11 protein-coding genes are annotated in these 11,675 nt (G+C 56.8%); 3 read left to right on the top strand and 8 right to left on the bottom strand.

Annotation, left to right across the window (positions count from 1 at the left end; translation table 11 throughout):
- Both ENN40_10470 and ENN40_10465 read right to left on the bottom strand, forming a co-directional pair.
- Positions 1–502: transposase (locus ENN40_10470; protein HDP95765.1), on the bottom strand; the 502-nt coding region annotated here is incomplete at its 3' end.
- 191 nt (positions 503–693) lie between these two features.
- Positions 694–1,164 (bottom strand): MOSC domain-containing protein, encoded by a 471-nt coding sequence (locus tag ENN40_10465; protein HDP95764.1) that lies wholly within the window; start codon positions 1,162–1,164, stop codon positions 694–696.
- Between the two features lie 43 nt (positions 1,165–1,207).
- Between ENN40_10465 and ENN40_10460 the strand changes: the two genes are divergently transcribed.
- A complete protein-coding gene (locus ENN40_10460; GenBank protein ID HDP95763.1) occupies positions 1,208–2,158 on the top strand; it encodes a radical SAM protein in 951 nt (316 codons plus the stop codon).
- A gap of 118 nt (positions 2,159–2,276) precedes the next feature.
- Here ENN40_10460 and ENN40_10455 read toward each other — a convergent pair whose 3' ends face one another.
- Positions 2,277–2,753 (bottom strand): hypothetical protein, encoded by a 477-nt coding sequence (locus ENN40_10455; GenBank protein HDP95762.1) that lies wholly within the window; start codon positions 2,751–2,753, stop codon positions 2,277–2,279.
- Between the two features lie 538 nt (positions 2,754–3,291).
- Here ENN40_10455 and ENN40_10450 point away from each other — a divergent pair.
- Both ENN40_10450 and ENN40_10445 read left to right on the top strand, forming a co-directional pair.
- Positions 3,292–5,943, top strand: a complete 2,652-nt coding sequence (locus ENN40_10450; protein HDP95761.1) for a hypothetical protein — start codon at positions 3,292–3,294, stop codon at positions 5,941–5,943.
- 159 nt (positions 5,944–6,102) lie between these two features.
- Complete coding sequence (locus tag ENN40_10445; GenBank protein HDP95760.1) at positions 6,103–7,323, top strand: membrane dipeptidase; 1,221 nt, start codon at positions 6,103–6,105, stop codon at positions 7,321–7,323.
- Between the two features lie 9 nt (positions 7,324–7,332).
- Here the strand turns inward: ENN40_10445 and ENN40_10440 are convergent, their stop codons facing one another.
- The 5 genes from ENN40_10440 to ENN40_10420 form a co-directional block, all read right to left on the bottom strand.
- Complete coding sequence (locus ENN40_10440) at positions 7,333–7,887, bottom strand: RDD family protein (GenBank protein ID HDP95759.1); 555 nt, start codon at positions 7,885–7,887, stop codon at positions 7,333–7,335.
- Between the two features lie 230 nt (positions 7,888–8,117).
- Positions 8,118–8,702 (bottom strand): fumarate hydrolyase, encoded by a 585-nt coding sequence (locus tag ENN40_10435; protein ID HDP95758.1) that lies wholly within the window; start codon positions 8,700–8,702, stop codon positions 8,118–8,120.
- Positions 8,695–9,561 carry a fumarate hydratase gene (locus ENN40_10430; GenBank protein HDP95757.1) on the bottom strand — a complete coding sequence of 289 codons (867 nt, stop codon included), beginning with the start codon at positions 9,559–9,561 and terminating at the stop codon, positions 8,695–8,697. Before ENN40_10430 ends, ENN40_10435 begins: the two co-directional genes overlap by 8 nt.
- Positions 9,562–9,600: 39 nt before the next feature.
- Positions 9,601–10,452, bottom strand: a complete 852-nt coding sequence (locus ENN40_10425) for a hypothetical protein (GenBank protein ID HDP95756.1) — start codon at positions 10,450–10,452, stop codon at positions 9,601–9,603.
- A gap of 57 nt (positions 10,453–10,509) precedes the next feature.
- Positions 10,510–11,370 (bottom strand): haloacid dehalogenase-like hydrolase, encoded by an 861-nt coding sequence (locus ENN40_10420; GenBank protein ID HDP95755.1) that lies wholly within the window; start codon positions 11,368–11,370, stop codon positions 10,510–10,512.
- Positions 11,371–11,675 lie beyond the last annotated feature (305 nt).

The raw sequence follows: 11,675 nt of genomic DNA, 5'->3' as shown, positions 1-11,675 counted from the left end.
CTAAGCTTAATATCAAACGGTTTATATCAGCCCTGTGTAATGACCGTCTCTTGGATACATCCGCCATGACTTTAGTACCATCTACCGCCTGAAGTGCAAACCCTATCATGTCGTTTCTGACTGCCAGTTTTACCGTCTGCTTGAATACATTTTTTATGCATAGACGATTATTGCGGAAAAACCTCCACAAGGTGTTGCGGTCAGGATAGTTCATCCCGCTAAGCCATATCAACGGCATCTCACTCCGGCAACTCCTCTCTAACTCCCGGCTGCTTCTTATCTTTGTGAAATATCCGTATAACCAGATCTTCAGCAATAACTCATTGGAATAATTGGGACGACCTTCTTCACTCTTACGCTCCTTAAAACCCAGCTCTGACACACTCAGAGACTCAACAAATAATCGAATGAATCTTACCGGATGATCTGGGGGAACCCAATCTTCTATCGATGGAGGTAAAAGAAACTGTTGACTATAATCAGCGGTTATCTCTTTAGACATATGTCATTATAGCACCTGAGATGTTTTTGAGACAGCCTCCGGGGGGCCGCCCCTACACCTGTCACCTTCTTTCTTTCGGTGTGTTCCGTGGTTTCAATTTCTTCACAGTGCATGGGCGACCGGCCGGTCGCCCCTACGCCTGCCTTGCCTTTAAAGAATCGGTTCCAACCCCCTGCCTTCCTGTCTTCCTGTCACCTGACACCTTTTTTCAACTTTTCCTGGTGAATCGCATCTCCGGGTCTCAGCGTGCCGCCATGGATGACCCGGGCAAAAACGCATTCGCGCGGCATGATGCATTCACCCACGTGGCGTGAAATCGCGCACGGCGCCGGGCATTCCTTGCCCTTGCGCGTGATCTCCAGCAGGCATTCGCCCACCCGCAACCGGTCTTTCACCTGCAGCAGCGCAAAGTCGATCCCGCGGGTGGTGATGTTTTCACCGAATATGCCCGGGTGCAGGCGCACCGGCGTATGGGGTTGAAAGCGCTGGTGGCTTTCCAGTGCCAGCAGCGAGACTTGCCGCTCACCGCTTCCCGCGTGGGCGTCATTTTCAACCCCGAAGTCGGGGACCAGGTTGATCTCGTTCACGGCTTGCTTGGGACCGCGTTTGGCATTGCGACAAACCGCAACCACCTGAGGATCTGAAACGCTTTTATTCGTCATGGATAAAGCATATCATACCCTCGTCCCGTGATACAATGAATGTATGCGCAAGTCGCCCGTAAAAACGAAGTCTCAGACGGATCCCCGCCTGGGCCGTTGCACCCTATGTCCCCGTCGCTGCGGCGCCAATCGTTTCGCCGGGCCGACGGGAATCTGTCACACTGGGGCCGGGTTGGAAATTGCCGCGGTGTGCCGCCATGCCGGCGAAGAACCCGTGCTGGCCGGTCCGGCCGGGGTATGCAACGTGTTCTTTTGCGGCTGCAACCTGCGCTGCGTGTTCTGTCAGAACCACCAGGTGAGTCGCGGCGGCCGCTCGGCGCCCCGGCTCCTGGAGCCCGCCCAGGCCATGGACCGGATCCGCCTTGTGCTTGACGGCGGATGCGATACCCTGGGCCTGGTTTCTCCATCCCACGTGGTGCCGCAGGTCCAGACGCTCCTGGATGCGTTGGAACGGGAAGGCCGCAAGCCCACTGTGATCCACAACGGCAACGGGTATGATGATCCACGGGTACTGAGGGAGTTGGCGGGAAGGGTGGATATCTACCTTCCGGACCTCAAGTACGCTCTCAGTGAAACAGCGGCGCGTTTTTCCGGCGCCCCTGATTATGTGGATACAGCCTTTAACGCCCTGGAAGAGATGGTTCGCCAGGTCGGTACGGACTTGAAACTGGATGGACGCGGGCTTGCCCGCAGGGGACTCATCGTGCGTCACCTGGTCTTGCCGGGATGCACCGATGACTCGATCGCCTTGCTGAAAAAACTGGCGGGACGGTTCGGCACGGATATCCATCTTTCCCTCATGGCCCAGTATCGACCTCCCGCACAATTGGCCTGTCCGCCGCCGTTGCACCGCCGCCTCGGAAAGGTGGAATACAACGCGGTTGCGGATGAAGCCCTGCGCCTGGGATTCAGTCAAGGCTGGTTCCAGGAACCCGGCAGCGCCGACAGCCACGTGCCCGATTTTCGTGCAGCGGATCCCTTCGGGAATGGTTGATCACTTTCTGGAATTGGCGCGGCATTGACGATCAAAGCGTAGGTCAGGATCAAAACCAGGAGAAACCGGGTCAGCGCTTTGCCGGCTCGAAGCGGTTCAGTCTGGCCGGGGCCGGATTTTATCGGGCGAGAAGGCGGCATTTTTTCAGTTCTCCTTTGGCAAAGTAGAGCAGGATGGGCAAGCCGGGAATCCGCAGGCGATCATAGAGGATTTCCGGTTCCATCCACAAAGGCGAGGGGATCCGCATCCAGGCGGCGAGGTTGCGGACGCGGTCCGGCCGCCGGGTAATGAAAACCGCCCGCAACCGGCCGGGATTGTGATCAAGGGCCCATTGCCAGGCTCGCCCGATCTGCAGGCGTGAATCGGGGTTGCGCGGGAAACGGCACAGCAGCAGGCAGCCGCTTCCGTCCGGCGGCAGGGCATCACCCAGGCTGAGGGCTTGCCCTTCCGGCAGGCAGAGGAGCGGGGCGGAACCGGGAAGGATGCGCGGATGTTGATGCGGCGTCCTTGTCAAGCGGCGGACTCCGGCAATCAATAGCACCAGTATCAACACGCTTGCCAGGTAACGGAACGCGGGATCCGGTTGAGAAGCCATATGGCTGTAAAGCAAAAATGGTGCCGAAACCAAGTGAAAAGTGAAAAGTTGAAAGTGAAAAGTTGAAGAGGAAAGAAGTTGAAAATGTAGCGGGTTTGAAACCCGCCCTGTAGAACGTAGAAATAGAATGGAAAATCGGCCCGTGGCGAGCGGCCAGAGGCTAGTGGCCAGTCAAATCCAAAATCCCAAATTCGAAATCCCAATCAAATTCAAAATCCAAATGTTCCAAACAAAAGCTCCAATCCCTGCCGTCTCGTTTTCCTTTGCCACTTTCCATTCGCCATTTCGATCGCTGTAGAAAGTAGAAAGTAGAAGGTAGAAAAAAGCCCGATCGCCACTAGCCCCTCGCCTACAGCCTCTTGCCAATTGCCACTGGCCAGGGCGGTTCACGAACCGCTCCGCCACCTGTCACCTTCTTTCCAACTCTCCAACTTTTTTTTAATAACTTTTTTGTTGAGAATTCAGTATAATTATACTGAATCGTCCACCTGCGACTGATTGCCAAGCGATCACAGGCATGATTCACCTGGAGATTGATATGCGTCGTTGCCGTGCCCTCTTGTCGTTTTTGCTGCTCATGGGCGCTTGCCTCAGTGGGCAGACTTCCCATGAATCCGAGACAGCGCGAACAATCAGTGCTCACCGTCTCACGGTTCCGGTCCGGGTGGACGGCGTGCTGGATGAGGCGGTATGGTTGAATGAAGCGGTAACCGGGTTCGTGCAATCTAAACCGGATGACGGTTTCCCCGCCAGCGAACGCTCCGAGGTCTGGGTGGGTTATGATGATGATGCCCTGTACATTGCCGCGCGCTTGCATGACCGGAACCCCGAGCTGATCGACCGCCGCCTGGGTCGGCGCGACGACGGGTTCGATTCCGACTGGTTTATTGTGTCCCTGGACCCCTACCGTGACGGACGCAGTGGATACAGCTTTGCCGTGAATCCCGCCGGGTGCATTCGTGACGCGGTATTGTACGATGATGAAAAAAGCGATTCCACCTGGGACGGGGTTTGGAAAACCGCGACGCAGGTGAACGATCACGGCTGGACCGTGGAAATGCGCATTCCCTTTCACCAGCTTCGTTTCCGTTCCGGAGAGGTGCAAACCTGGGGCGTCTTTTTCCAACGACAGATCCGGCGCAAGAACGAAATCGCCGGCCTGACCTGGATTCCACGCACGGAAAGCGGTTTTGTGTCGAGGTTTTCCCGGCTGGAAGGGCTCAGCGGCATCCATGCGGGCGCCAACCTGGAATTGATACCCTACAGTGTGGGCAAGGCCGCCTTTTCCACAGCGGAAGAAGGAAATCCTTTTGGTGAGGGCAGCCGTTACAGCGGCAACGCCGGCCTGGATGCCCGCATCGCGCTGATGTCGAACCTGACGCTGAACCTGACCGTGAATCCTGATTTCGGCCAGGTGGAAGTGGATCCGGCCAAGATCAACCTGACCGCGGCTGAAAATTACTATTTTGAAAAACGTCCGTTTTTCGTGGAAAACGCCAATATATTCCGCTTCGGCGTCAGTGGTTCCAATCGCTTCGTGCGGGGGAACTGGCCGGAGCCCACTTTTTTTTATTCGCGACGCATCGGCCGCTCCCCGCAGTATTCACCACAAGCCCGCTACATGTCTTCTCCGGAAGCCACCACCATTCTGGCGGCAGCCAAGATTACAGGCAAAGTCGGCGGGAATTGGAACCTGGGTATGGTACACGCGGTTACCCAACGGGAGCACGCCTCCCTGGTTACGCCGTTCGGAGAGGAAAGCGCAACCGTAGAGCCCTTCACGTACTACGGCGTCTTACGTTTGGTGCGGGAATTGGACGAAGGCCGCCATGGTCTGGGTATTATCGGCAGCGCGGCGTTGCGGGACCTGGATGAGCCCCACCTGAACGCGATCCTCATGCGTCGTGCACTCATGCTGGGCGTTGACGGCTGGACTTTTCTCGACCGGGAGCGGGTCTGGTCGCTATCGGCCTGGTGGGGAGGAACAACCGTCTCCGGCAGCCGCGAGGCGTTAACCGCGTTGCAGTATGGATATCCCCATTACTTTCAACGCCCCGATGCCGATCACCTGGAAGTGAATCCTCAGGCTGATTTCCTGTCGGGCTGGTCCGGCCGGGTCATGCTGAACAAGCAGAAAGGGAATTTCATTTTCAACGTGGCCGTGGGAGCCATCAGCCCCGGATTTGAGATCCGCGACCTGGGTTATCAATCACATAACGATCTGATCAACAGCCATGTCATGGCCGGTTATCGATCATTTACCGCGGGAAAGGTGCTGCGTTCCTGGAGTGTGGAGTTCATGACCCAGCGAAATTACAACTTCGACGGGGTAAAGATCGCCGACCAGGTAGTGGGCGTAGACGCCGCCCTGGAATTTCTCAATTACTGGCAACTGCATTTGAACGCGGCCGTCAATGCCGGGTATACCGATCCCACACGCACCCGCGGCGGGGTCTCAATGTGGCAGCCTGGAAACTCCGCTTTCAGTTTCTGGCTGGAAAGTGACGACCGCAAAGCCCTGGTTTTTGAAGCCGGGTTCGGCTTGCGCCGGGGGCGAGACCATTCAACTCACAACGAGGTCTCCGCCGCCCTGGAGTGGAAACCCGGTCCGGGTATTTCATTGCAACTGGTTCCGGGCTACGCGAAAACCCGGCAAAGCGCCCAATGGATCCGCAATGTTGAAGATTCGTCCATGACCGCCACCAGCGGAACGCGGCATATCTTCGGGCACCTGGAGCAGCATACCATTTCCAGCGAGATTCGCGTGAACTGGATATTTACGCCGCGACTCAGCCTGCAGGCCTACGTGCAACCCTTTATCTCGGTGGGAGATTATTCGGAAATCAAGGAGCTGGCAGCTCCCCGCAGTTTCAGTTTTAGTGTCTACGGTGAAGGTGAGTCTACAATTGTGGAAGAGGACGGCAGATACATTGTCGATCCGGACGGAGCCGCGCCGGGAAGGCCTTTCTTGCTTTCCAACCCCGATTTCAACTACAAATCTCTGCGCGGAACCGTGGTATTGCGCTGGGAGTATCGTCCCGGCTCCGTACTCTACCTGGTTTGGACCCAGAACCAGGTGGATTATGCCAATCCCGGGGACCTGCGGCTGGGCCGCGATCTGGGCGACCTCTTCCGCGCCCGCGGAGACAACATCATCATGATGAAAGTGACGTACCGGTTTAACATTTAGAGTTGAAAAGTTGAAGTGGGAAGAAGTAAATAAAGTTGGAAAAGGCAGGTGTAGGGGCGGTTCGTGAACCGCCCTGGCCAGTGGCAATTGGCAAATGGCTGTAGGCGTGGGGCTAGTGGCGAGGCTCTTATCAACTTTCTGTTTAAAGGAGATTGACCAATGAATAAACGATATCTGCCGGTTATTGTATCGTTCCTGTTGGGGCTGGGCGTAATGGCCGCACCGGTTGCGGATCAGGACGCGCAATTGCAGAAGCGGGCGGCGCAACTGCACCGTGAAGCCCTGGTGATCGATACCCATTGCGATACGCCCATGGCCATGTTGCGGGGCCTGGACATCGGCGCTTTGCAAAACAGGAATGAGGTTGACCTGCGACGCATGAAAGCGGGGGGCGTGGATGCCATGTTCTTTGCCGTGTTCGTGTCCAATTCCCGCGATCGTCGCCATCCCGCGCGTCACGCCATGGAGATGATCGATGCCATCGTTTCACAGGTGAACGCATACCCGGATCGCGCCGCGCCGGCCACGTCTTGCGCCGATATCCTGCGCCTGCACAAAGAGGGACGCCGTGCCATCCTCATGGGCATGGAAAACGGAGGACCGCTCGAGGGCAGTTTGCGCCTGTTGCGGCAGTATTACCGCCTGGGCGTGCGCTACATCACGCTGACTCATAACAGCCACAACGACATCTGTGACTCTTCCACGCAGACACCCCCGGTGTGGAACGGACTTTCGCTTTTCGGGCGCGAGGTGGTGGAGGAGATGAACCGGCTGGGCATGATTATCGATATCTCCCATGTGTCGGATGCCGCTTTTTATGACGTGGTGCGCCTGTCGCGAGCGCCGGTCATGGCGTCCCATTCCTGCGTAAGAGCCATTTGTGATGTTCCGCGCAACTTGAGTGATGATATGATTCGCGCCCTGGCCGGCAATGGCGGAGTCATTCAGGTGAATTTCTATTCGGCTTTTCTGGATCCGGACTTTGCCGCCCGCCTCAGGGCCGTTCATGAACGGTTGGCGCCGAAAATCGCCGCCTTGCGCAAGGGGTATGCTGACAATGACAACGCGTTCTGGAGCGCTGCTTTCGACTTGTGGCGCAAAAACGTTCCCCAGCCTCCGGACATCGATATCCTGGTGGATCACATCGACCATGTTGTCAAGCTTGTGGGAATCGAACACGTGGGACTGGGTTCGGATTTTGACGGCGCGGGCAGCTTCCCCGTTGGGCTGGAAGACGTGTCCGGTTTTCCGCGCATCACCTTGGCCCTGTTGAAGCGGGGTTACACGGATCGTGAAATCCGGCTGATCCTGGGGGAGAATTTCATGCGCGTGTTTGCCCGCGTGGAAGAGGTCTCTGCCGCGTTGAAAACAAAAAGTTGATCCGGTTTGCTATGCGTGCAGATCTCGGCGACGGAAAACAGCAGTATGGGCGATGCGGTCATGCAGGGCCTGGCGTTCGGGAGAGAGCATCATGAAGGCTCCAAAGAATATCACCATGCCGGCGATGCCGGCCAGCCGGCCGAGCAGGCCGATTCCCAGGGTAGTGACCAACAAGTTGAGCAGTGAGGGGCTGTTCTTGACCATGTAACGGGTTAAATAAAGCCCCTGGTCTCCGTGCGATCCGTCCGGACGCCCGATCTTCAACCCCAGGATTTTCTTGCCCGGGGTGGCGCCGGTGAAGCCCTCGATCAGCATGTATAGCATGCTGATGTGCGCCATGAAAGTAGACACCCGCCATACACTCTGCATGACTTCTTCTGATGGCGGACCGCCGGCCCCGGTAAGGACTTCGAGGTATTGGCCGCGGGCAAACAAATTCATGTGTTCAGGCATGAAGATCGATACCAGCAGAGAAACCAGGAAGGCTAGTATAAAACTGTCAATCAGAAAGGCCCCCAGGCGGGGGCCGAAACCGATGCGTTTACTGGTATTGGTTGTATTCATCTTGACCAGGCTCCGATTGTGATTGCCATGGGAATTCCCACTTGCAGGCAGAGGCCGAACATGACCGCCGGTGAAAGCAAAGTCATGGTGCCTTCTTTTCAGGCAGGTTGTCTACTTGCATGAAAGCGGTTATACAACCGCTTCCCTGCGTCCGCAGAACATGGATCAACATGGGCGCAACTATCCTTTGTCAATTGTAGCCCGCATGGGAGGAACAGGGTTATAAACGCCTATCCCAGTCCCATCAAGGTGCGGGCCACGTCAGTGGACTCTTCACGGATGCGTTTGTGCAGGCTGTTGCCGGCGGCATCCATGGTCACCACCAGGGGAAAATCCCTTACCTCTATTACCCAGAAGGCTTCCGGGGTGCCGAATTCTTCCAGGTAGTGCACATCCAGTACGTTCACCACAGCATTGGCGATCAGGGTGCCGGCGCCACCCACGGCATGAAAGTAAACCGCACCGCAACGGTGCAGTCCCTCCGCGGTGCGGTCGCCCATTCCGCCCTTGCCGATCACGCCGCGAACGCCGTATTCGCACACGACATCGGCCTGATAGGGCTCTTCGCGGATGGAGGTGGTAGGCCCGGCGCTGACAAAGCGCCAGGTGCCGTCTGCTTCTTGTTTTACCACGGGTCCGCAGTGGTAAATGACCGATTCCTTCAGCAGGGGGCGCAGGAAATCGGGTTTCTCTTCCACCATGAGTTTGTGACCCTGGTCACGGGCGGTGACGATCGTGCCGGAAAGTAGCACCGAGTCGCCCAGTTTGAGGTCGCGGATCTGTTCTTCGGCAATGGGCGTCTTTAACTTAATCATGAGTCACCTCCCCGTTTATAATGGTCATGCTCTTGCGGCGGAACGCCCAACAGGTGTAGGTGATGGAAACAAAAAAGGTGGCCGGGTGGCGGTGTTGGGCATCGGCGAACACGTCCAGTACGGTTGTGGCCCCACCGAATCCCATGGGGCCGATTCCGAGATGGTTCAACTCTTCTTTGAGCCGGATTTCCAACTCGGCAAGTTCAGGCCTGGGGCTGCGTTCACCCACGCGGCGGAAAAACTGTTCTTTGGAAAGGGTGTAAGCCGTGTCCCGGCCCCCGCCGATGCCGATGCCGATGAATCCGGGCGCGCAACCAAGCCCCTGGGCGTTGAGCACGGCGTCAATGACGACGCGGCGGACACCATCCAGGTCGCGGCCGGCTTTCACCGCTGCATGAGGCAGTTTGTACTGGGCGCCGACGTTTTCACTTCCGCCGCCCTTGAGCATGAGGCGAATGCGGGTTTCCGGTTTTTCCCACTGGTGGAAGTGGATGTGGGGGGCGTTGATTCCCAGGTTGTTGCCGGAGTTAAGGCCGGTTAACGGATCGACCGCGTTGGGACGCAGGTATTGACGTTGCGTGGCTTCTTCCGCAGCCGCCTCAATGGCCCTTCGCAGGGGAGGTTCGGACCCTCCCAGCGGATGGTCGATGTAAAACACGAGTGAACCGGTATCCTGGCAGATGGGGGTGCTGTTTTCTCTTGCCTGCCTAACATTTTCCAGGATGGTTTTCATCACCGCGGCCGCCGGTGATCCGGCGGCCTCGCTGTCATGCGCCGAACGCAACGCCGTTTCCACATCCGGAGACAGGTCAACGGCGGCCCGGCGAATCAACTCAAGAAATGCTTGTTCCAGTACCATGGTAAAACCTCCAATCACCGCGCCAGGGCGGGGGGCTGGTTACTTGCTCAGTTTATCGAGTTTTTCCGGTACGACCAAAATGGAACGGATTATGTCCACTACCAGGTAGAACAGGACAAACAGGATGTAGCTGAGGAAAGGCAGAATGGCATATGTCAAGATCTGCGGAGCGCGCATCTGGACCTTTATCCAGGACGATTCCGTACGCATTACGTTGCCGAAGAGCCCGAAGCCGTCTATCAGCATGTAAATGGTGAAAATCAGTACACCCAGTCCGAACAGGATCGGGACCAGTCGCAGCACGGCTTTCAGAAAATAGGTGATGATGCCCAGGGCTTCCTGGCCGGCCGATGTTTCTTCAACAATTTCAGTGGTGATGGTCTGGGGATGAAATGTGACCATGGCCAGGAATTCCAGAAAGACAAATCCGCCCAGTCCGGAGAGGAAAGGCATCAGGCTGCCCAACCGCACCGCCGTGATAATGGAACCGATCAACACCACAACTCCAAGGATGGCGGCCAGGAAAGCCACGCATTCCAGGAAGGCCCTGGACGCCAGGCGGCTGGTGTTGTTCCCGATCAGGGTCTTTCCCGCTCCCAGGAAACGCTGGGCGGTAAACTGGATCACAAACACCAGCAGGAACCAGCCGATGCCGATGAGAAACGAATCGAACTTGTTAATGCGAATGGCGAAAATCAAAGAAAACAGGAAACCCAGGCCGGCGGCCGCGACCAGTGACCAGTGGCCGATGCGCCCCGCCCATTTTGTGGCGAAATCCAGTACGTTGACGTTTAGGATACCTTCCAGCCATTTGTAGAGTTTTTCCAGGATACGAACTCCGAAGAGGTGCCCCTCCGCGGATCCACTCTTGGTCTTTTTGCTTTGATTCACGTTATCCCTCCTTGAATGCGTTACTATGGCAAATTGTAGAAACCACGCAACACAAAGTCAACCCGGACCGGAGCCGGATTTTTGCGGCCTTTTCAAGTCGTGCCGGTCCAGTATCCGCTGTAAACGCCGCCAGTTGCGCAAGTTCAGATCAGCGGCAGCGCGGATAACCGAATCCTTGGCGTTCACGGCAATCAAAAAAGCCGCATCCCCGCCTAGGCGGTCCCGCGCGCCCTCGGCCATGGCAATGTCGTCTTCGGTGTCCCCCACCACGAGCACGCGCCGGACCCGGGGAAACCGGTCAAGCAACTGTTGCATGCGGTCGTACTTATCCCTGCGGCTGAGTACGGAGGCGTTGCGATCGATCTCCAGGGGGGAATGGGCTATCACGCGCACGCCGTGGGTGGTCCAGTTGCCGCTGATGAGGGCAGAAAGGCGGCGGGACACGGCGGAAAGGACTGGTTCAAATGCTTTGGACACAATGGCGGCGGCATGTATCCGGGGAGCAAGGAGCTGTATGCATTTGCGGGCGGCGGGGTAGGTCAGGCCGCTGATACGTCCGGCGGCAAGATCAAGATCTCTGGCGGGGACGGCGCGCATGACCCAACGCACAAAAAAGTGGACCAGGATGCTGTCCATCCGTGACATGGAAATCCGCCCGCGGATGTAGCGGTAACGCAGGCGGACCAGCAGGAACATGAGACGGGTCATGGCCGCGGCGATGCGCAGGGCCTGAATGGGGGAACGCGAAAGGCATAACAGAATGCCGAGGTCGGCGGCGGAAAATCCGCGGCCCAGGGGAGGAAATATCCCGCGGTACAGCGTACCATCGTAGTCGCAAGCCAGAAGCATGGAATCCGAGTGATTCCGCTTGAGGAACGACAGCAGACGGGATTCCCCCTGATTCTCAATCTTTGCCATGGATTTTCGCCCGGACTTATTGTTTTCCCGGTGAACCAAACGGTACCAGATTAAAACCAGATAATCAAGAAAGTTGAAAAGTTGGGTTCTCTTCCATTCCGTGTGGGTTTGGAAGTTTTTTTTGAAAAAATGGAAAAACTGCAGAGAGTACCCTTTCGGGCACAAATACCCAGAGGGCACAAGTCACCGCTCACCACTTCGGTTCAGACCCATACGGTCTTCGGCGGACTAAAATGACCCCGGTGGTTGTTTGGGATGTAATCCGGGGCATCATTTTACCTTCGGTCGTCCTGCCTCAGCCCATG

The sequence above is a fragment of the Candidatus Aminicenantes bacterium genome (genome assembly GCA_011049425.1).
Classification (GTDB): domain Bacteria; phylum Acidobacteriota; class Aminicenantia; order UBA2199; family UBA2199; genus UBA876.
Note: the sequence above shows the minus strand (reverse complement) of the source record. Positions and strands in the feature narration are given on the sequence as shown.